General features: G+C 57.6%; 20 protein-coding genes. 10 read left to right on the forward strand and 10 right to left on the reverse strand.

Annotated features, from left to right (window positions below):
- Window positions 1-4: 4 nt before the first annotated feature.
- Window positions 5-1120 carry an ABC transporter ATP-binding protein gene (locus tag HP15_RS18995; RefSeq protein ID WP_014578965.1) on the reverse strand — a complete coding sequence of 372 codons (1116 nt, stop codon included), beginning with the start codon at window positions 1118-1120 and terminating at the stop codon, window positions 5-7.
- Window positions 1121-1313: 193 nt separating this feature from the next.
- Between HP15_RS18995 and HP15_RS19000 the strand changes: the two genes are divergently transcribed.
- Together HP15_RS19000 and HP15_RS19005 are read left to right on the forward strand one after the other, a co-directional pair.
- Complete coding sequence (locus HP15_RS19000) at window positions 1314-2336, forward strand: Fe(3+) ABC transporter substrate-binding protein (protein ID WP_014578966.1); 1023 nt, start codon at window positions 1314-1316, stop codon at window positions 2334-2336.
- 143 nt (window positions 2337-2479) lie between these two features.
- Window positions 2480-3172, forward strand: coding sequence for a TVP38/TMEM64 family protein (locus HP15_RS19005; RefSeq protein WP_014578967.1), 693 nt, complete (start codon window positions 2480-2482; stop codon window positions 3170-3172).
- 16 nt (window positions 3173-3188) lie between these two features.
- Here HP15_RS19005 and HP15_RS19010 read toward each other — a convergent pair whose 3' ends face one another.
- Genes HP15_RS19010 through HP15_RS19025 form a run of 4 tightly spaced genes read right to left on the reverse strand, consistent with a single transcriptional unit; the run spans window position 3189 to window position 5590 of the window.
- On the reverse strand, window positions 3189-4361 hold the full coding sequence (locus HP15_RS19010; protein ID WP_014578968.1) for an ADP-ribosylglycohydrolase family protein: 1173 nt from the start codon (window positions 4359-4361) through the stop codon (window positions 3189-3191).
- Window positions 4362-4404: 43 nt separating this feature from the next.
- On the reverse strand, window positions 4405-4716 hold the full coding sequence (locus HP15_RS19015) for an EthD family reductase (RefSeq protein WP_014578969.1): 312 nt from the start codon (window positions 4714-4716) through the stop codon (window positions 4405-4407).
- Window positions 4713-4979: a zf-HC2 domain-containing protein gene (locus HP15_RS19020; RefSeq protein WP_008176876.1), complete on the reverse strand. Its 267-nt coding sequence runs from the start codon at window positions 4977-4979 to the stop codon at window positions 4713-4715. The genes HP15_RS19015 and HP15_RS19020 overlap by 4 nt, the downstream gene beginning before the upstream one ends.
- A complete protein-coding gene (locus HP15_RS19025) occupies window positions 4973-5590 on the reverse strand; it encodes an RNA polymerase sigma factor (protein WP_014578970.1) in 618 nt (205 codons plus the stop codon). The genes HP15_RS19020 and HP15_RS19025 overlap by 7 nt, the downstream gene beginning before the upstream one ends.
- A 254-nt stretch (window positions 5591-5844) precedes the next feature.
- On the opposite strand from HP15_RS19025, the gene HP15_RS19030 reads away from it, so the two are divergent.
- The 8 genes from HP15_RS19030 to HP15_RS19065 all read left to right on the forward strand — a co-directional run bounded on the left by HP15_RS19030 (window position 5845) and on the right by HP15_RS19065 (window position 16557).
- On the forward strand, window positions 5845-8034 hold the full coding sequence (locus tag HP15_RS19030; RefSeq protein WP_014578971.1) for an FAD-dependent oxidoreductase: 2190 nt from the start codon (window positions 5845-5847) through the stop codon (window positions 8032-8034).
- Entirely contained in the window at window positions 8021-8992 is a 972-nt protein-coding gene (locus HP15_RS19035; protein WP_014578972.1) for a radical SAM protein, read from the forward strand. Before HP15_RS19030 ends, HP15_RS19035 begins: the two co-directional genes overlap by 14 nt.
- 436 nt (window positions 8993-9428) lie before the next feature.
- The gene (locus tag HP15_RS19040; protein ID WP_014578974.1) at window positions 9429-10832 is read left to right on the forward strand and encodes a sodium:solute symporter family transporter; all 1404 of its coding nucleotides are present in this window, start codon (window positions 9429-9431) and stop codon (window positions 10830-10832) included.
- A gap of 4 nt (window positions 10833-10836) precedes the next feature.
- Window positions 10837-11787 carry a metallophosphoesterase family protein gene (locus HP15_RS19045; RefSeq protein ID WP_014578975.1) on the forward strand — a complete coding sequence of 317 codons (951 nt, stop codon included), beginning with the start codon at window positions 10837-10839 and terminating at the stop codon, window positions 11785-11787.
- A 148-nt stretch (window positions 11788-11935) separates the two neighbouring features.
- A complete protein-coding gene (gene ectA / locus HP15_RS19050) occupies window positions 11936-12451 on the forward strand; it encodes a diaminobutyrate acetyltransferase (RefSeq protein ID WP_014578976.1) in 516 nt (171 codons plus the stop codon).
- A gap of 207 nt (window positions 12452-12658) precedes the next feature.
- Window positions 12659-13927, forward strand: a complete 1269-nt coding sequence (gene ectB, locus HP15_RS19055) for a diaminobutyrate--2-oxoglutarate transaminase (RefSeq protein ID WP_014578977.1) — start codon at window positions 12659-12661, stop codon at window positions 13925-13927.
- 50 nt (window positions 13928-13977) lie between these two features.
- Entirely contained in the window at window positions 13978-15420 is a 1443-nt protein-coding gene (locus HP15_RS19060) for an aspartate kinase (RefSeq protein WP_039882177.1), read from the forward strand.
- A gap of 138 nt (window positions 15421-15558) precedes the next feature.
- A complete protein-coding gene (locus HP15_RS19065) occupies window positions 15559-16557 on the forward strand; it encodes a sigma-70 family RNA polymerase sigma factor (RefSeq protein WP_008176892.1) in 999 nt (332 codons plus the stop codon).
- A gap of 33 nt (window positions 16558-16590) precedes the next feature.
- On the opposite strand, the gene HP15_RS19070 is transcribed toward HP15_RS19065, so the two are convergent.
- The 5 genes from HP15_RS19070 to pdxH are packed head-to-tail and all read right to left on the reverse strand — an operon-like array spanning window position 16591 to window position 19386.
- Window positions 16591-17049 (reverse strand): DUF3429 domain-containing protein, encoded by a 459-nt coding sequence (locus HP15_RS19070; RefSeq protein ID WP_014578978.1) that lies wholly within the window; start codon window positions 17047-17049, stop codon window positions 16591-16593.
- Complete coding sequence (locus HP15_RS19075) at window positions 17046-17351, reverse strand: DUF6482 family protein (RefSeq protein WP_014578979.1); 306 nt, start codon at window positions 17349-17351, stop codon at window positions 17046-17048. The genes HP15_RS19070 and HP15_RS19075 overlap by 4 nt, the downstream gene beginning before the upstream one ends.
- A gap of 57 nt (window positions 17352-17408) precedes the next feature.
- Window positions 17409-17990 (reverse strand): DNA-3-methyladenine glycosylase I, encoded by a 582-nt coding sequence (locus HP15_RS19080; protein WP_014578980.1) that lies wholly within the window; start codon window positions 17988-17990, stop codon window positions 17409-17411.
- A 33-nt stretch (window positions 17991-18023) separates the two neighbouring features.
- Window positions 18024-18782, reverse strand: coding sequence for a 4'-phosphopantetheinyl transferase family protein (locus tag HP15_RS19085; protein ID WP_041645900.1), 759 nt, complete (start codon window positions 18780-18782; stop codon window positions 18024-18026).
- On the reverse strand, window positions 18751-19386 hold the full coding sequence (gene pdxH / locus HP15_RS19090; protein ID WP_008176900.1) for a pyridoxamine 5'-phosphate oxidase: 636 nt from the start codon (window positions 19384-19386) through the stop codon (window positions 18751-18753). Before pdxH ends, HP15_RS19085 begins: the two co-directional genes overlap by 32 nt.
- Between the last annotated feature and the right edge of the window lie 200 nt (window positions 19387-19586).

Genomic DNA, 19586 nt, shown 5'->3' on the forward strand with positions numbered 1-19586 from the left:
CGGTTTACTCGCCGAATAGAAAAACCTGCGACATATCCAGCTCAAGCGAGACAGCCTGTCCCTGTTCCGGCAGAAACACCCCGGGCACTTTTGCATGCAGGTGCATTTCCTGCCCGTCTGGCCCGTGAGCACAAATGTGCAACAGACTGGTCGGGCCGAGCAGTCGGGACATCAGAACATGGCTGGTGCGGTCATCACCGGCCTGTCCTTCAAGTTGCCTGACTTTGACCGCCTCCGGGCGTATCAGAATTCGAACGCTGCTGCCGTCCTCAAAACCTTTAGCCTCCAGGTGGCCCAATGGCGTTGTCACCACGCCGTTGTGGACAACGCCGCGATGTTCGTTCACCTGCCCGAAAAAGTTGACCACGAACGGCTCGGCAGGATTGCAGTAGAGGTCTGTAGGAGTCCCCGTTTGCACGATCTCTCCGTCTCGCATCAGTGCGATCCGATCTGCCATGAACATGGCTTCCTCCGGGTCATGAGTAACCAGAAGAGTGGCCGTGTTCAGCTCTTTCAGCACATGCAGTGTATCGTCCCGAATCTGGTCGCGCAGCCGGGCGTCGAGGCTGGAGAATGGTTCGTCCAGCAGCATGACCCGTGGCGAGGGAGCAAGGGCCCTGGCCAGGGCTACCCGCTGCTGCTGACCGCCTGAGAGGGTGTGTGGGTAAACATTGGCGGCATCGGCCATGCCCAGGCGCCCCAACAGTTCGAGTGCGCGCGTACGTTGCTGCTTTTTTGGCATGGAGCTGATGCCGAAGCAGACGTTCTCCAGCACCGTCAGATGGGGGAATAGTGCAGATTCCTGGAATGCCAGGCCCACATTCCGCTTTTCCGGGGGTACCTGCACGCCACCGGGTGCCGAGACCAGGGAGCTGCCGAGAAAGACTTTGCCGCGGGTTGGCATCTGGAGGCCTGCAGCGATACGCAGCAGCGTTGTTTTGCCGCAGCCAGAGGGGCCGAGGAGGCAGACTACTTCGCCCGCTTCCAGATGCAGGTTGATGTCTTTGACAACGCTATCGCCATGGAACTGGCAATGCACGCGGTCAAGCATCAATGACGGGCCCGACAGGCCGTTCTCGAGTTGGTCGCTGTAGGTTGGGCTTTCCTGATAAATACTCATGGTGCCGATCCAGCCTTCCGGTTCAAACTCCAGTGGAGATGCAATTGTAAGCTTGTTGCGTCTGATTGTGTATTGAATACGTAAAAGCGACTGATTCCTATTTATTGACTTCTATGTCTGGGTTCGTTTAAATCGCATCTAAATACTAATCGTTTTCACCTGCAATAGTGATTGGCAACCAAGGAGAGATCCCGTGGTATCTCATAAAGCGAAGTTGGCAGCCGCTGCCCTGGCAACAACACTGGCAGCAACGAGTGTCTCCGCGAGTGAAGTCAACCTTTACTCTGCGCGGCACTACGATTCGGACCAGGCAATTTATAACGCCTTCACCGAGGAGACCGGCATCAAGGTCAACCTGATTGAGGGCAAGTCCGATGCGTTGATCCAGCGAATCCAGCGAGAAGGTGTCGCCAGCCCGGCGGATATCCTGATCACCGTTGACGCGGGTAACCTCTGGCGAGCCGACCAGGAAGGCATCTTCCAGCCGGTGGATTCCGAGGTTCTGAACAGCCGTCTGCCGGATTCCCTGCGTCATCCGGAAGGGCATTGGTTCGGCTTCAGTCAGCGTCTGCGCGTGATCTACTACGATCGCTCAGACTTTGATCCTTCCCGGATCAGTCAGTACGAGGACCTGGCCAAGCCGGAATTCAAGGGCGAGATCTGCATCCGGTCCTCCAGCAACATCTACAACCAGTCATTGCTGGCCAGCCTTGTTGAGTACCACGGCGAAGAAGGCGCTGAGGAATGGGCGCAGGGCGTAGTCAATAACATGGCCCGTGATCCCCAGGGTGGTGACACCGATCAGATCCGCGCTGTGGCTGCCGGTGAATGCAACCTGGCGGTTGGCAACCATTACTACTACGCGCGCCTGCTGAACTCTGATGATGTTGCAGACCGTGAAGTGGCCCGTGAGGTTGGCATCATCTTCCCGAACCAGGACGGCCGTGGTGTGCACGCCAACATCGGTGGTGCGGGCGTCGTAGCGACTGCGCCGAACAAGGACAACGCAATCCGGTTCCTGGAGTTCCTGTCCTCCGATACCGCCCAGCAGATCTTCGCTGAGAGCAACCATGAGTTCCCGGCGGTAGAAGGCGTACTGAAAAACCCGGTACTGGATTCCTGGGGCAACCTGAACATTGATGACATCAATGTCAGCGTTCTGGGCACCAACAATCCGGAAGCGGTGAAGATCTTCGACCGTGTGGGCTGGCGTTAATCGAAGTATCACGAAATTGATCGCAGGTTACGCTTGAGAGAGCGTGCCCAAGGGCCGGATGTTGGTAAGACATCCGGCCCTTTTTATTTTATCGAGGCACCGGCTGTGCTTCCTGTTACCTGATGAGCGGGTAGAATAGCCGGATGACCCGATCGCCGCTGGTTTTCCGTCTCTCCTTTCTTGCCATTGTCGCGTTTTTGATGGCCACGATCTGGCTTCTGCTGCGTCAACTGGGCATGCCTGCCAGCTTTGCACCAACGGTGCTGTCCGACTGGTTTGCCAGTCAGGGGACTCTTGGACCGGTATTGCTGATGCTCCTGATGGTTCTTGCTGTCGTGGTCGGGCCAATACCCACGTTGCCGATCAGTGCGGCGTCCGGCCTGGTTTACGGAATGTTCAACGGAACGGCAATCGCGGTAGCCGGTGCCCTGGCGGGTTCGCTGATTGCCTTTTATCTGGCGCGAGTGCTTGGTCGCGATGCTGTTCAGCAGAAGCTCGAAAACAACCCGGTATTCTCGGCCAGAGGGTCACAGCGGTTCCTGTTTATTGCAGTCCTCCTCACCCGGTTAATCCCTGTGTTCTCCTTCGCCCTGATCAGCTATGCCGCCGGAGTGACGGCGATACACCTTTGGCGTTACGCCCTGGCAACGGTTATTGGAATGTTACCCATGACCTTTGTGTTTGCTGGGTTGGGGCATACCCTCGAGCTTAACCCCACCCTGACCGTTATAGCGGCAGCTACGGTATTGCTGGTCATGAGCACGTTGCCCCTTTACCTGCGGCGTCGCCCACATTCCCGTCTGGCTCGCTGGCTGCAGCTGGATGGAAGGGTCTGATGCCCGCTGCAGAATCTCAATTTCCCAAAAGCGACTCGATATCCTGATAGACGGTCGCAGCATCCGTTACCCTGGCCAGCCAGCTCAGAGGAATGCCGTTCTCACCGCCAACACCGTGCATGGCGGCCATGGCCGGGCCAATCAGCCAGGCTCGACCGCAAGAGTCACCACCACAATGAATGTTGGCGCGGATGGCTTCGGTGTAGCTCCGGGCCGTGTTCAGAATGTGAAAGCTGACCGGCATGGCTTCCTGCAGGTAACAGGTGCGGCCAAACGTGTCACCGGCAGCAACGCCGTTCAGTTCCGAGCTCTCAAGTGCCCGTTTGAGGGACGCCTGATCGGGTGCTTCGTCGATGGCCGAATTCATTGCCTTGGCAAGAGGCTCGCCCCTGAATAGCCCGTCCAGAAGCACCGCTGCACACTTTGCCCAGGCAACGGCCTCGTCGTTGTGATTGGTAACCCGCACGGCTGCTTCAACAACGTCCAGGAGGTTTGTGCTTCCGCTATGGGCGGCAACGAGTGGCGGCAGCTTGGACACCGCAGGCAACTGCATGTCGTCGGCGCCACTCGCCGGTACCAGATTGCGATCGATGGTTTCCGCCAGATGAACGCCGGCGTCCTGAATGGCCTTTTCCTTGTACGTCAGGCTGATGGCCTCCCGCACCGGCTGTGCAAGCGCGCTGCCGCTCAGACGGCGGGTGTAGGGCATGACCTTCTGCACCAGAATTCGCTTCTGTTTGTCGGAAAGATCATCCGGCATGCCGGACTGCGCCTCCTCGACAGCCTTGCGCTCAATAGCATTGAAATTCTCCAGCGTGATCCGTGTCGGGTTATCGATGAATCCCCGCCACTGGCCACCGGGCCCAAAGAACGAACGAAACCGGCGCTGGTAATCGCGGATGTCCAGATTGCCGTTGGTGGCCAGCAAGCTGTCGGTCAGCACGCCGGTGGCCGCGCCGTAGTGACTCACATCGCCAACCTGTTTCCCCTCGTGAGCGAAATAACCGAAACCCTTTGTGTAGTACTCGGCTCGTGGAGACAGGAATTCGGGCGACTGTCCACCCACCTCTAGAATGCGCTCGCTGTTGTAGAGCCAGTGTAAACCCAGGCTGGCTGCGTCTGCGACCCAGCCGCCTGCCAGAGCAGCGGTGATGGCGGCTTTTCTTCCGGGAGGGAGATTGCTGACCATGGCGGGATCCTTGATGTCCGGTTTGTGAGTCCGACCTGAAGGATTATTCGATAACGTCGCTGATCTGGACTGTTGGCTGAACGTTGGTGAAGTTCGGGATGTCGCCAAGAATTTCCTTGGCATGGGGGCCGAAGGCGGTCTGGAAATCGGCAACAGAGTCAAAATACATATGGCCCATGGCAATGTAGGTGGGGCCCTCTCCCGGGGCGCCGCCGGCCAACCCGGATTCGATGGCTGTGCGCTTGCAGGCATCGCCCAGCCTGTCGCGGACCAACGCCATGTGCGTGTCTCGGTAGTAGGCAAGGTCAAAGGTGCTTTCTTCGGTTTTCGGATACATCACACTGACTTTGATCATTTCGGGCCTCGGTTTGTGGAATCGCGGGGACCCTCTTTTAGCGCCTCGGCCACCCGTTCGTCAATCTTGCGGATAAGCTCCTCGTCTGCCTCGCCAGAGGAATGTGCTTTTAACATGTCGGTGCTTGCCCGCAGATTGCCGATAAAGGTCCGGCAGTCCTTGCACATCATCAGGTGCATTTTGACTGACATGTTCTGGAGAACAGGCAGCTCGCCATCAATATAGTCGCTGGCAATTACCGCGAGATCCCTGCACATCAGCATTCGCCGGTCTCCTGGAAATTCTCCACCATCAGAAAGATCTTTTGCCTCGCTCGATGCAAAAGTACACGCAGATTAGAGGCACTGACGTCCAGAATGTTACAGACGTCATCGGATTTGTGCTGGTGGGCCTCATAAAGCATCAGGGCAGAACGCTGGGTCTCCGGCAGCGCAGAGAGGTGCTTGTCCAGGCAATCGCTGAGGGCGCCGTTTTCCATCAGGGTGTCGGCAGAGTCGTGAAACTGCAGTTTGGGCGGCAACTCCCATCGGCCTTTGGCGTTGAATCGGTCCGACAGTGCCGGCTCCAGGGCCTCCGAAAAATCTGAAGAAACCTCTCGCTTGGCCGATCGAAGCTGATTCTTGCAACGGTTGGCAACAACCCGGTGCAACCAGGTTTTTAAACCTGAACGACCTTCAAAGCCATGGATCGCATCAATAACTTTAACCCAGCAATCCTGAACGGCTTCTTCTGCACTGGAATGATCCAGATAGAACCGGGCGACTGCTAACATGCCGGGGGTGTAGGCACGTACTGCTTCCTGAAAAGAATCATTATCACCCGTTTTCAAGCCCTGAATCAGTTCTATCTCCTTTTCCCGACTTGAGTCAGTCATGACCGTTCCCTTTTATGAGCAATTGTTCAAGAATAGCAGTAAGTTTGGAAATCGGTCGATAAGTTCCCGGCGTATTCGGTAGGCGGTGTAATCAAATTGTTAGATATTCATGAGCAATCGTTGACACAATGCGTTGCCGAACGACGTACAACAACGGTAAGCCGGTAACGAACACTGAGCCCAAGGTTTGATGTAACACTTCCGGGATTGGGGTGTCTCTTCGTTATCACGTTCAAGGTAGAAAGGATTATTTCATGACACTCAAGAAATGGATTCTGGTCGCGTTGATTGCGGCTGTGGTTGTCGGGTTTATTGCCAGTGGCGGTAGCGAGCTTCTGACTCTCGAGAACCTGAAGGAAAACCAACAGTCCCTCGGTAACTGGATCGATCAGAATCTGTTGGTTGCGGTGCTGGGCTTCGTTGTTGTTTATGTCGTGGTAACAGCGCTTTCTCTGCCAGGCGCTACCATCATGACGCTGGCCGGTGGTGCGTTTTTCGGCAATCTCTACGGTCTGGCAGCCGTCTCCGTTGCTTCAACTATCGGTGCGTCGCTTGCTTTCCTGGTGGCGCGGTTCCTGATGCGAGACACGCTTCGAAAACGGTATGGCGAAACCGTGGCGAAGATGGATCGCGGCATTGAAAAAGACGGCGCCTTCTACCTTGCAACCCTGCGGCTTGTGCCGGTGTTTCCCTTCTTCCTGATCAACCTGGCCATGGGCCTGACGGCCATGAAGCTGCGCACCTATGCGCTGGTAAGCTGGATCGCCATGTTGCCTGGCACATTTGTTTACGTGAACGCCGGCACCCAGTTGGGCCAGATCCAGTCCACCGGGGACATTGTCTCGGCGGATCTGCTGCTCTCCTTCGCGCTACTGGGTCTGTTCCCGCTGATTGCCAAATTTGTGGTGGGCTTTATCCGCCGCCGCAAAGTGTACGCCGGCTGGCAGAAGCCCGAACATTTCGATTACAACCTGCTGGTCATAGGCGGTGGCTCTGCCGGTCTGGTCTCGGCCTACATTGCCGCAGCCGTGAAAGCCAAGGTGGCTCTTATAGAGAAGCACAAGATGGGTGGCGACTGCCTGAATACCGGCTGCGTGCCCTCCAAAGCGCTTATCCGCAGCGCCAAGGCGGCGGACACCCTGCGCCATGCCAACCGGTACGGGCTGGAATCGGTGCCCGTTAAAGGCTCGTTCAAGAACATCATGAACCGGGTCAAGAATGTCATCGCGAAAGTGGAGCCCCACGATTCGCCGGAGCGATACCGCAAGCTGGGTGTGGACTGCATTGCCGGCGAAGCCAGCTTCGTGTCGCCCTGGGAGCTAGAGGTCCGGCACAATGACGGCCGCACCGAACGCCTGACCGCCCGCAGCATTGTGGTGGCCACCGGCGGCAAGCCGGCGGTACCACCGATTCCCGGCCTGAAGGACATGGAGCCGCTAACCTCGGATAACCTGTGGGAACTGCAGGAGCAGCCCGAGCGCTTGCTGGTGTTGGGCGGTGGCCCGATCGGTTCGGAGCTGGCCCATGCCTTTGCCCGACTGGGCAGCAAGGTGACCCAGGTGGAGATGGGCGAGCGCTTGCTGGCCAAGGAAGATGAGGATGTCTCTGAACTGGTTCTGAAGCAGTTCCAGGCAGACGGCGTGGATGTCCGCCTGAAACATGCTGCTGCCGAGTTCCGTATGGAGGAAGGAGAGAAAGTTGCCTACTGCGAGCACGAGGGTGAGCGGGTGCGCATTCCTTTCGACCAGGTTCTGGTTGCTGTTGGCCGTGCAGCCAACACCGCCGGCCTGAACCTGGAGCGGATTGGTGTGGATACCCTGCCGAACGGAACCGTACCGGTAGAGGAAGACATGAGCCTGAGGTACCCGAACGTATTTGCCTGCGGCGATGTGGCTGGTCCATACCAGTTCACCCACGCGGCGGCCCATCAGGCCTGGTACGCGGCGGTCAACGGTCTGTTCGGGCAGTTCAAGCGCTTCAAGGTAGACTACCGCGTAATGCCCTGGGTGACCTTTACCTCGCCGGAAGTGGCGCGGGTGGGACTCAGTGAAGCTGAGGCAACCGCGCAGGGCGTGGCCTACGAAGTGACCCGCTACGGGCTGGATGATCTGGATCGTGCCATTGCCGAGAGTGAGGATCATGGTTTTATCAAGGTGCTGACCCCGCCGGGCAAGGACAAGATCTTGGGCGCCGTGGTGGTTGGCAGCCACGCCGGGGAAATCCTGGCCGAATTCACCCTGGCCATGAAACACGGCCTGGGCCTGAACAAGATCCTGGGCACCATTCACCCGTACCCGACCTGGAACGAGTCGGCGAAATACGCTGCCGGTGAATGGAAGCGCGCTCATGCCCCCGAAGGCATCATGAAGCTGCTGGAGAAACTGCACGGCTGGCGCCGTGGGAAAAACACGAATACACCGAGGAGCATCTATGCCCCTGATTGAAACCAGAACGGCCCGGAAACAACGCATTCCGGCCGTGGAAGTCCTGGAACCCCGGGCCCGTGATAGCTGGACCCACACTCGCAACGGCGACCCCCGGGGTTACATTGATGCCGACAAGTTGAAGGAGCTTTGGATCCACACCGGCACCGCCTGCAATCTGGCGTGTCCGTTTTGCCTGGAAGGTTCGCACCCCGGCGATGGCCGGATCCCGGGCATGAAGCTCAGCGACGTGAAGCCGTTTATCCACGAAGCCATCGACATGGGGGTGGAGCAGTTTTCCTTCACCGGTGGTGAGCCCTTCGTGATCCGGGACTTCGTCAATATTCTGAATTACGCCAGCCAGCACCGGCCCTGCTTCGTGCTGACCAACGCCACCGAGCCGCTGCACAAGCGACAGCATCAGGTGCTGCCTTTGCTGGATAACCCCTACCCGATTCATTTCCGGGTCAGCCTGGACTTCCCGGACCGGGCCCGTCACGACAAGGACCGCGGCGACGGCAGCTTCGATGAGGCCTTGCAGGGCATCCGCTGGCTGGTCGATCAGGGCTTCAAGGTGTCCATTGCCCGCCAGACCGATCCGGAGGAAATTCCGGCAGATGTCCAAGCCGCGTTCCGTGACATCTTCCGGGAGTGGGGCATTCCGGAGGACCTGGCATTCACCGCATTTCCGGATCTGGGTACGCCAGGCTCGGAAGACGGCAGCCCGGAGATTACCGAGACCTGCATGGAGAAGTACCCGACCAAGGAGGCTCGTTCCCACTTCATGTGCACGTATACGCGAATGCTGGTGAAGAAGGGCGATGAGGTTCGGGTGTATGCCTGCACGCTGGTGGACGATGACCCTCAGTATGACCTGGGGGGGACGCTGGCTGAGAGTATGGATGAGCGCATTATGTTGCGGCATCACCGGTGTTTTTCCTGTTACCGCTTTGGGGCTAGTTGTTCGGCGCCTGCCTAGGCTTGGGCATTGTCGATTGCAGGACTGATGGCTGGTCATTGGCGGCCTGGGAGGTGAGGTTATTTTCCCTTGGGAAAAACAACTCGCTTCGCTCAGACATCTTTTTCCTGGCGGGAAAATAACCTCACCACCCAGACCGCGGGTACGGCTTTGCTATTCGGTTGTTGAGTGGGAAAGAAAAGAAAGAAGAAAGGTCCGTCAGAGTTCGTTGGAGCCTATTTCCGTTGCCGGGGATGCCAACACCGAGGTTAAACAAGGGACAGGCCGGTAGGGATTTCAAAAAATGTGGAGCGCCATGGACGGCGCGACCAAGCCCCCCCATGGATGGGTTCACGGGCGTTTTTTTGAAATCCCTACCGGCCTGTCCCGAAAGGCACCCAAACCAGAAACCCGGGAAAAACCCCGGATTAAACGACAAAGAACAAGGTAAGAAAACATGAACTTCACAGAGGCCTCCCTGTTCTGGGGATTCCTGCTGGTCTACGGCGTGGTGATGTATTGGCTGTCGCCCAGGAGCAAGAACGCGAATTCTTTTTATAAAGGCGCCGATGACCAGGGTAACCCGGTGGGGCAGTGGTCGCTTACGGCCAGTATTTTTATCAGCTGGATCTTTGCCAAGTCGGTGACCAATGCGGCGAACCTGGGTGCGGCTTATGGCGTGGTGGGCGGTCTGGCCTATGCCAGTTACTGGCTGTCGATTCCTGTGGCGGGGTATGTGATTTACCTGATCCGAACCCAGACCGGGGCGCGGAGTCTGCAGGATTTTCTGACCTCCCGCTTTGGCCGGCTGGCCAGTCTGGCGTTTGCGGCGGCGATTCTGATCCGGCTTTATAACGAAGTCTGGAGTAATACGGCGGTGGTGGGCGGCTATTTCGGGTTGCCCGGTGAGTGGGAGTATTACGCGGCGGCGATGCTGTTTACGGTGTTTACTCTGGCCTACAGCCTGAAGGGTGGGCTGCGGTCTTCGATTTTCACCGATGTGATTCAGGCTTTCGTGTTTGTGTTCTTTGTGGGAGCGGTGCTGTTCCTGATCATTCCGGCCAACGATACCAGCGCCTTGCTGACCAATGGTGAGTTCCGGCTCAACGCCGGTTTTGACCTGCTGTTGGTGGCTTTGCTGCAGCTGTTCAGTTATCCGTTCCACGATCCGGTGCTGACCGACCGGGGCTTTGTGAACAAGGAAAAGACCATGCTGAAGAGCTTTGTGGTGGCCGGGCTACTGGGCTTCGTGGCGGTGTTTATCTTCAGTCTGGTGGGTGTTCACGCCCGTCTTAACGGCATTGAGGCCATGGGCAACGCGCCTGCTGCCGTGGGCCAGTCTCTGGGCCTGGCAGCGTTGTTCTTCATGAGCGTGGTAATGATGACGTCGGCGGGGTCCACCCTGGATTCCACTTTCACGTCGCTGGCCAAGTCGCTGGCGGTAGATCTGCCCAGGCTGGCGCAACGTGCCTCTGACAAGCTGCCGAGCATGCGGGTGGGTGCGGTCGTGATGGTGATCTTTGCCTTCCTGGGCAACCTGCCGATGTTCGCCGGCACCGATATCCTCAAGGCCACCACCATCTCCGGGACGATGGTCATGGGGCTGGCGCCGGTGTTCCTGTTCTACGGTTTCACCAAGTGGTCGCCGTGGAGTTTCCATCTGAGTTTCTGGACCGGCCTGGGGCTCGGGGTCTTGCTTGCGGTTGGGCTGATTCCAGCAAGCTGGGCCATTGGCGATGGCAAATACGCCATGTTGCTGGGCGTGAACGCCTATGGCTTCCTGATCTGCACGGCTGGCTTCTTTACGCCTTTAGTGCTTCGTCGTCTTGCCGGACGGTCACTGGCGGCGGGGGAGGCCTGAGCCGATGAGCGAAGGCCGCAGCTGTCCGTTGGCGTACCGCTATTCTGCCGAGGATCTGTGTCAGGAGCCTCGCACGGTCTCCGAGGATGTGCTCTATATTATCGGCGGGCTGTATGGCAATCCCTGGGCCCTTGATGAAATTGAGCAGATGGCGCTGGCGGAGGAGCGGCAGGGGCATCGGGTGAAGCTGGTGTTCAATGGTGACTTCAACTGGTTCAACGCCAGCGATAGCCTGTTCCGAACCATCAACAACCGGGTGTTGGATCACACGGTCAGTCTGGGGAACGTGGATTTCGAGCTGGCCAATCCCAGTGCCGGTGCAGGGTGCGGTTGCGCCTACCCGGATTTTGTCGATCAGGGCGTGGTGGAGCGGTCGAACCTTATCATGGAGCGGCTTCAAGGGATTGCCGGGGAACATCCGGATATCCAGCGTCGCTTGTCCTTGCTGCCGCGGTATCGATGCCTGATCTTTGGAGGCCTAAAGGTTTTGGTGGTGCACGGGGATCTGGAGTCCCTGGCCGGATGGGGGTTGGCTCACGAAGCTTTTGTCGATGGTAACGATGGCAAGCTCTCGCAATGGTTCCTGGCGTCGGGGGCCGATGTCATTGCCTCAACCCACACGTGCCTGCCGGTGCTCTGGTCGGGGTTGGTGGGTGAGCAGAGTCGGGTGGTAGTGAACAATGGCTCCGCAGGCATGGGGAATCTGCAATCAGACCCGCGTGGGCTGATCACCCGGATTGGTCTGTCCAGCCCCGTCATTGAGCCGGTTGCCGGAATTGAGCGGCATGGGCTGCATGTGTCTCTGCTGCCTGTATCCTATGCACTTGAGGCCTGGTTGCCGGAGTTTGACCGGTTGTGGCCGGTCGGCTCGCCTGCCGCTGTGTCCTATCGGAACCGAATTCTGAAAGGCACCTCACTGAGTGCCGATGATGTGATTTTTCCTTCACTAATTTAACCATTTTGTCACTGGCGAATGCTTCAATCCGGTCTATTCTGAAAGAGCGAGCTGGAGCCTTGCCGTAGGCGGGTTTGAGCTGTACTTGAAATATATTTTGTGGTCTATATAATTCAACACTAACTTTTTGCCACGAATTGATCTCGTTATGACATCAGAAGGATCGAATACCACCGCCATCACGCTTCGCACACCGGTGAAAGATGATGGCTTCAGGCTCCACCAGCTGGTGGCAGAGTGCCCGCCGCTGGACCCCAACTCGATTTACTGCAACCTGTTGCAGTGCAGCCACTTTGCCGAAACCGGCGTGGCCGCGGAGAAGGACGGCGATCTGGTCGGCTTTATCTCCGGATACATCCCTCCCCAACAGCCCGAAACCGTGTTTGTCTGGCAGGTGGCCGTGCATGAGAAAGGTCGTGGACAGGGCCTGGCCAAGCGGATGCTGAAAGAAATCGTTGGCCGTGATGCGTGCAAAAACGTCACCCATATGGAGACAACCATCACCGAGGACAACGAGGCCTCATGGGCGCTGTTCCGTTCATTCGCCCGTGATATGGGAGCCGAGCTCACCTACCACGAGCATTTCGAGAAAGAGACCCACTTTGGTGGCAAGCACGATTCCGAATTCTTGCTGCGCATAGGGCCTTTCACGAAGCCAGCCTGAGGGCCGCGGTCCTGGATCAGCCCTGCAACAAGATTGCGGCGCTGTGAACGACTGTAAAGCTGTGATTTGAATTAGCCGGCGGACCACTGAGGTAGGTCTGTCACAGGGCTTTAATCAACGCACGGTAGGCCTATCGCTACCCCATCAGCAGTTTTTGATAAGCCACCGCGCATCTACCTCGAACCTGACATGCTAAGAGGCAAGACGATGGAAATTTTCAAGTCGACTGAATCCGAAGTACGTGTATACAGCCGTGCGTTTCCGGTTATCTTCAACCGTGCCAAGAACGCGCACCTGTACACTGAAGATGGCAAGGAATACCTGGATTTTCTCGCCGGCGCCGGGTCCCTGAACTACGGCCACAACAACGACACCCTGAAGAAGGCTTTGCTTGAGTACATCGAGGCAGACGGCGTGAGCCAGGGCCTTGATATGTTTACCACGGCCAAGCACGACTTCATGGAATCCTACAAGAAGCACATCCTGGATCCCCGTGGTCTGGACTACAAAATGCAGTTCACCGGTCCCACCGGCACCAACTGTGTGGAAGCGGCCCTGAAGCTGGCCCGTAAGGTGAAAGGCCGCAGCGGCATTATTTCCTTTACCAACGGTTTCCACGGCGTGACCATGGGCGCGGTTGCCACTACGGGTAACAAGCATCACCGCGGCGGTGTTGGCACGCCCCTGGGCAATGTCGACTTCATGTTCTATGACGGCTACCTGGGCGACGATGTCGATACCCTGGCGATCATGGATAAACTGCTGAGCGATGGTTCCTCCGGTTTTGAACTGCCAGCGGCGGTAATCGTCGAAGCGGTTCAGGGCGAAGGCGGTCTGAACGCCTGTCGCGCGGAATGGCTGAAAGGTCTGTCGGAGCTGTGCAAGAAGCACGATATTCTGCTGATCCTGGATGATATCCAGGCGGGCAATGGCCGCACCGGCGAGTTCTTCAGCTTTGAATTTGCCGGTATCAAGCCGGACATCGTAACGGTTTCCAAGTCCCTCAGCGGCTATGGCCTGCCGATGGCCCTGGTACTGTTCAAGCCGGAGCTGGACGTGTGGGATCCGGGCGAGCACAACGGTACCTTCCGTGGCAACAACATGGCGTTTATCACTGCCCGCGCTGCTGTCGAGAACTACTGGAAAGACGATGCCTTTGCCAATGAGGTGAAGGCCAAGACCGAGGTGCTGGGCGATGCCCTTCAGTCGATTTGCGACAAGTACCCCGGTCAGTTCAAAATGAAGGGGCGCGGTTTGATGCGTGGTATTGAAGCAAAACACGCAGACATCACAGGCCCGATCACCAAACGTGCCTTCGAGCACGGCCTGATCATCGAGACCAGTGGTCCGAATGATGAAGTCATCAAGTGCCTGATGCCGCTTACAACCAGCGAGGAAGACCTCAAGAAAGGGGCTGCTCTGCTGGCAAAAAGTGTGGACGAAATCATGCAGGAAGGGCTCAGCGAGGCGTCGTAAGACGCCTGCACCTCCGGACATTCATGCTGCAGGATAGCAAAGGCAAGATTATGACCAGCCAACTACATACCGTTGAGAAAATCGGCGGCACCTCGATGAGTAACTACGAGGCCGTTCGTGACAACATCATTATCGGTAATCGCAAGAAGGACAATCTGTACCAGCGCATTTTCGTGGTCTCTGCCTATGGCGGCGTGACCAATGAACTGCTGGAACACAAGAAGACCGGTGAGCCAGGCGTCTATGCCCTGTTTGCGGATGCAGAGTCTGACTGGGCCTGGGGTGACGATCTCACCAAGCTGGTCAAGTTCCTGACCGACATCAACGGCGAGCTGTTCGAAGACCCGATGCTGAAGCAGCAGGCGGATCAGTTCATCACCGACCGGATTGAAGGTGTTCGGGGCTGCCTCATCGATCTGCAGCGCCTGTGCTCCTATGGCCAGTTCCAGCTGGAAGAGCATCTGCTGACGGTGCGTGAAATGCTGGCGGGTATTGGTGAGGCCCACAGTGCCTTCAATACCGCCCTGAAGCTCCAGCAGGAAGGCATCAATGCCCGCTTTGTGGATTTGACCGGCTGGCGCGATAACGAGTTGCTGCCGCTGGACGAAAAGCTCAAGCAGGCTTTCGATGCGGTGGACCTCACCCGTGAGCTGCCGATCGTGACCGGTTATGCCCAGTGCAAGGAAGGTCTGATGCGTACCTTCGACCGGGGTTACAGCGAGATGACCTTCAGCCGGGTAGCGGTAATCACCGAGGCCCGAGAGGCGATTATCCACAAGGAATACCACCTGAGCTCTGCCGACCCCAACATTGTTGGCGCAGACAAGGTGGTGCCACTGGGCCGGACCAACTATGACGTGGCCGACCAGCTGGCCAATCTGGGCATGGAAGCGATCCATCCCCGTGCCGGTAAAGGCATGCGCCAGAACGAGATTCCGCTGCGTGTGATGAACACCTTTGAGCCGGAGCACACCGGTACGCTGATCACCGGCGATTACGTCAGTGAGAAGCCTCAGGTGGAGATCATCGCGGGCGCCAAAGGCGTTTTTGCCGTGGAAGTGTTCGATCAGGACATGCAGGGCGAGCCGGGCTCCGATCGCCGTATTCTGGATGTATTGAGCCGTTTCAAGGTTCGTTTCATGTCCAAGGACACAAACGCCAACACCATTACCCATTATGTGGGCAGCACGCTGAAACACGTCAAGCGGGTGGTCAAGGCGCTGAAGGAAGAGTTCCCCAATGCCGAAATCAACACCCGGAAGGTGGCGGTTGTTTCGGCCATCGGCAGCGATATGAAGGTTCCGGGTATTCTGGCCCGTTCCGTGAAGGCGCTGGCCGATGAGGAAATCAGTATTCTTGCGCTGCACCAGTGCATGCGTCAGGTGGACATCCAGTTTGTGGTGGATGAGGACGACTATGAGAAAGCCATCGTTGCTCTGCATGGCGTTCTGATCGAGCCTCACAACCATGAGTATGCGATCGTCGCAGCCTGAGTTTCTGTAACCTCCCCGCACGATACCCACAGCCGACCGTCCGTGTCGCCTGTGGGTTTTTACTGACCCTGCCCCGGTAAATCCATCAGCTACAGCACGTCGTATTCTTTGGTGTAAATTCTGACCGGTACCTAAGCCATGCGAACGACCGAAAGGCTGGGACCGTCTCCGACAACGCCCAACGATGGTGAAAGGGATTCCCTGGTCGGGCTGTACTTCAGGGATGCGTCCCGGTATGAACTGCTGACAGATGAGGCCGAACGCCGCCTCTCCCGCAAACTGACACTGTGCTACCGAATTATCAGTACCGAACTGGCCCTGCCGGAGGAGACTCCGCAGACGTTCCGGGAAGTGATTGGTAGCCTCGGAGACGCCTGTGCGTTTTCATCTCGATGTCGCCGGGCCTTTCATCTGGCGACGGCTTGTCGTCGCAAGCTGATACAGAGCAATCTGCGGCTGGCGGTGCATATTGCCCGCCGTTACGGGCAGCACGGTATCCCTATGTCTGATTTGATCCAGGACGCCAACGTCGGTCTGATCAAGGCGGTAGAGCGTTTTGATCCCACCAAGGGCTTCCGGTTCTCGACCTATGCCTACTGGTGGATAAGCGAGGAAGTCAAACGCTGCCTGCAGCGTGGGACGCGGCTGGTGCACACACCGGAAAACGTGGTGGATGAAATTCGCCAGCTGCACAAGGTGTCGCTGCGAATGCATCAGAGCCTTGGGCGGACGCCTTCCCAATCGGAGCTTGCCCGCGAAATGGAGGCAAGCCCGTCGAGGATCGGCGAGTTAAGGGCGCTGGCGACCCGGGAGATATCAACCGATGTTCCCCTTGTTGAGGACGGGTCCGTCACCCTGGGAGACAGCCTGGACGCCGGCGACCAGATGGCGCCGGATCATCCAATGTCGGACAGGGACCGGCAGCGCACCCTGAAGTCGATGCTCAGCGAGCTGAATGATCGTGAGAAAGACATTCTGTCGCGTCGTTATGGTCTGGGACTGCCGGAACCGGAAACGCTGCAGGTGATTTCCGACGATCTTGGCATCAGCAGAGAACGGGTGCGCCAGATCGAAAAAACTGCCCTGAAAAAGCTGCAGAGTCGTTACGAATCCCCCGAAGATGCGTTTGGAGCCTGACATACGTCAGGCTCCGGCATTCCCCTTCAGAATTCAGTGAGCAGTGTGCAGCAGGAGAAACCAGGCTGCCGCTGTAAGCTGACAGACCAGTACCACCGAGGTGAGGACCAGTCTCAGACGAAGATACCAGGCTGGCCAATAGACCTTCATCCAGCGGGCGTCCACCAGATAGAGGGCGAGATAGGCACTCGTATACAAAACAATCTGGCCACTGACAGGAAGCAGTAGCCCTACCCCCGCAGCCACAAAAAAGACCTGGCTGAGTAACATGGTCATCAGTGGCGACAACGGGTAGCAGCAGTTGTCCAGCTGCATGGCAATGGGCCAATAAACGCCAGCCATAAACGCCAGAATGCCTGCGCTGTACAGATAGAAGTAGCCGAGAAGCGCCACACTGTATTGCGGCATGAAAAACAGCCCCGCCAGGAGGCCGATAAACGGGATCAATCCGGCGATGCCAACAAGGATGGCAAGTCTCGCTACAGCAATCACGTTTTCTGCCTCTGCACCCGGATTCGCATCGGTTCAACGTCGGTCGGTTCCATTCCCACCATTTCGTGGTAAGCGGAGGGGTGGACCACCTGGGTCTCCCGAATGTCGAACGAGGCCAGGGTGTCCTGGATCTGCCAGGCACCCCGGAAAAGGCTGGTGGTTCCGTTCTTTTCCGAGAGGAGCAGGGTCTGATTGTCCATACTCAGGCGGGCCATGTAGTGCTGGCCCTCAAGCGAGAGGATCTCAAGCAGGTCGATAACCGGACTCTGCAGGCTTCTGAGTTGGTCAAGAGTGATTCGCACAGTAAAGCTCCGCGGTTTCAAACACTCCAGAACTTACGACCCCTCAGCCTATTGAGATCATTGGCTTAGTAAATAGCATTCCCGGTGTTGTGGGCACTGAACCAGATGATCGTTCACCATGCCGGTCGCCTGCATGAAGGCGTACACAATGGTTGGGCCGACAAAGGTGAAACCGGATCGCTTCAGAGCTTTCGACATGGCCTCGGATTCTGCGGTTGTGGTCGGTACTTCGGAGAAGGCGCGCCAATGGTTCTGGATCGGTTTATCGCCAACAAAAGACCAGAGGAAATCACTGAAACCGATACCTTGTTCCCGCAGATCCAGATAGCCCCGCGCATTCTTGATGATCGACCTGACCTTTAGCCGGTTGCGGATGATGCCCGGGTCTGACAGCAGTTCCTCGACCTTCGCTTCATCGTAACGGACGATCTTTTCCGGATTGAAGTCATCGTAAGCGGCTCGGTAATTGTGCTGTTTTCGCAAGATGGTGATCCAGCTCAGGCCGGCCTGTTGGCCGTCCAGGCAGAGTTTTTCGAAAAGGGCGAGATCGTCGTACTCCGGGCGGCCCCAGACGGTGTCGTGATAGTGCACGTAAAGCGGGTCATCCCCGCACCAGGGGCAGCGTTCAGCGTTCTCCATACAATAGCCTGTGTCATTTGTGTCTGGTTCGGGTTACGGGCTTTTTCGACGAATCGTGCGTTGGAACAGTGGCTCCCAGTAGGCCTCCATCGGCTCGGTATCCACCAGGGCGAAGTCCCGTGGCGGCGGCTCAAGTAGGGTGATTTCCGGCCATAGGGGTCGGCTTCCACGGTACACCACGGTCAACAGATAGCCTTCAATATAGCAACAGGCCGCCTGCCAGTCCTGCTCGGGCTGGTCGCCGTAGATCTCGAAATTTTTCCGCACCTCAAGCGTTTGCAGGTTGCCGGCAATGCCCCTGCCCGTGGCTTTCAGCCATGCTTCCTTCAGGGTCCAGACCTTGAGGAAAGTGTTGGAGTCGTCTTCGCGGAACAGCCACTCCTGCTCGACGGGGGAGAACCAGCGTTTTACCACTTTCTGCCATTGAGCATGGCGCTGGCAGGGTTCAAGATCCAGTCCAATGGGCGAGCCTGATAGAGTGGCGCAGGCAGACAGGCCCTGGCTGTGGCTGAGGGACAGTCGCCAGCCCTCGGGCGTGCCCGACGCGTTGGGGCGCCCGGATACCGGGCAGCAGAGGTCCGGTGCCACCTGCGCTGACTTGCCGATGGCCTGACGAATCAGCCAGCGGCTGGAAAGGTATTCTCGTTCCCGGGGACCGCTGAACTTGCTCGCTGTCTGGCGTTCGTAGTCAGTCAGCCAATGCGGGTGCGCAATTTCAGGCCCGTCGGTCTGGTGACACAGCCAGACCGACGGCCGGGATTCAGGGTTGAAGTCGCTGGATGAGCCAGCCATCGCCTTTCCTCACATATTCAAAACGGTCGTGAAGCCGGCTGGGCCTGCCCTGCCAGAATTCGATACGCTCCGGCACGATGCGATAGCCGCCCCAGAAGCTGGGAAGAGGCACTTCGCCCTCGCTGAATTTCCGCTTGATTTCGGCAACCTTCTGTTCGAGCAGGCCCCTGGACGTAATGGCCTTGCTCTGTTCGGAAACCCAGGCGCCGATCTGGCTGCCCCTGGGGCGCGATGCGAAGTAGCGCAGGGATTCGGCCTTGCTGACTTTCTCAACGGCACCCTGGATCCTTACCTGTCGGTTCAGTCCGATCCAGGGGAACAAAAGCGCCGCCTGCGGATTTTCCTCCATCTCCTTCGCTTTGCGACTGCCGTAGTTGGTGTAGAACACAAAGCCATGGTCGTCGAAGTACTTCAGCAATACCGTGCGGAGGTCTGGCATGCCGTCCTGCCCCGTGGTCGCCAGCGACATGGCGTTGGGTTCCAGAATGCCTGCTTCCCGGGCATCCTCAAACCAGTTCTGGAACTGCTGCACTGGGTTGTTGTCCAGTGCATCGCGATCCAGCCCCTCGCTCTCGAAATCACGACGCATATCGCCGATGTCCATAACCTGTCCTCTTGCCTGCGCGTAAAACGACCCGGGAGAAATACGAGCCAGAAGCATATCGGGTTCAGGGTTCACTGTCAGCGCTGCTTATGTCTGAAACGGTTACATAAACCCAACAATAAAGTGAGACCTGTATCACAGCTGGCCCGTATCTACTTCGACGCTGATGCGGGTCTGGTTTGGGCAAACTGCCTGGCTGG

The organism is Marinobacter adhaerens HP15, assembly GCF_000166295.1.
GTDB classification, from domain to species: Bacteria; Pseudomonadota; Gammaproteobacteria; order Pseudomonadales; family Oleiphilaceae; genus Marinobacter; species Marinobacter adhaerens.

Excerpts from the sequence above, each read along its gene's own strand:
- HP15_RS19045 (WP_014578975.1), top strand. The coding sequence starts at position 10,837 with ATGAGCGAAGGCCGCAGCTGTCCGTTGGCGTACCGCTATTCTGCCGAG.
- HP15_RS19020 (WP_008176876.1), bottom strand. The coding sequence starts at position 4,979 with ATGCTGATGTGCAGGGATCTCGCGGTAATTGCCAGCGACTATATTGAT.
- HP15_RS19065 (WP_008176892.1), top strand. The coding sequence starts at position 15,559 with ATGCGAACGACCGAAAGGCTGGGACCGTCTCCGACAACGCCCAACGAT.
- HP15_RS19040 (WP_014578974.1), top strand. The coding sequence starts at position 9,429 with ATGAACTTCACAGAGGCCTCCCTGTTCTGGGGATTCCTGCTGGTCTAC.
- HP15_RS19030 (WP_014578971.1), top strand. The coding sequence starts at position 5,845 with ATGACACTCAAGAAATGGATTCTGGTCGCGTTGATTGCGGCTGTGGTT.
- HP15_RS19035 (WP_014578972.1), top strand. The coding sequence starts at position 8,021 with ATGCCCCTGATTGAAACCAGAACGGCCCGGAAACAACGCATTCCGGCC.
- ectB (WP_014578977.1), top strand. The coding sequence starts at position 12,659 with ATGGAAATTTTCAAGTCGACTGAATCCGAAGTACGTGTATACAGCCGT.
- HP15_RS19060 (WP_039882177.1), top strand. The coding sequence starts at position 13,978 with ATGACCAGCCAACTACATACCGTTGAGAAAATCGGCGGCACCTCGATG.
- HP15_RS19080 (WP_014578980.1), bottom strand. The coding sequence starts at position 17,990 with ATGGAGAACGCTGAACGCTGCCCCTGGTGCGGGGATGACCCGCTTTAC.
- pdxH (WP_008176900.1), bottom strand. The coding sequence starts at position 19,386 with ATGGACATCGGCGATATGCGTCGTGATTTCGAGAGCGAGGGGCTGGAT.
- ectA (WP_014578976.1), top strand. The coding sequence starts at position 11,936 with ATGACATCAGAAGGATCGAATACCACCGCCATCACGCTTCGCACACCG.
- HP15_RS19010 (WP_014578968.1), bottom strand. The coding sequence starts at position 4,361 with ATGGTCAGCAATCTCCCTCCCGGAAGAAAAGCCGCCATCACCGCTGCT.
- HP15_RS19015 (WP_014578969.1), bottom strand. The coding sequence starts at position 4,716 with ATGATCAAAGTCAGTGTGATGTATCCGAAAACCGAAGAAAGCACCTTT.
- HP15_RS19085 (WP_041645900.1), bottom strand. The coding sequence starts at position 18,782 with ATGGCTGGCTCATCCAGCGACTTCAACCCTGAATCCCGGCCGTCGGTC.
- HP15_RS18995 (WP_014578965.1), bottom strand. The coding sequence starts at position 1,120 with ATGAGTATTTATCAGGAAAGCCCAACCTACAGCGACCAACTCGAGAAC.
- HP15_RS19025 (WP_014578970.1), bottom strand. The coding sequence starts at position 5,590 with ATGACTGACTCAAGTCGGGAAAAGGAGATAGAACTGATTCAGGGCTTG.
- HP15_RS19005 (WP_014578967.1), top strand. The coding sequence starts at position 2,480 with ATGACCCGATCGCCGCTGGTTTTCCGTCTCTCCTTTCTTGCCATTGTC.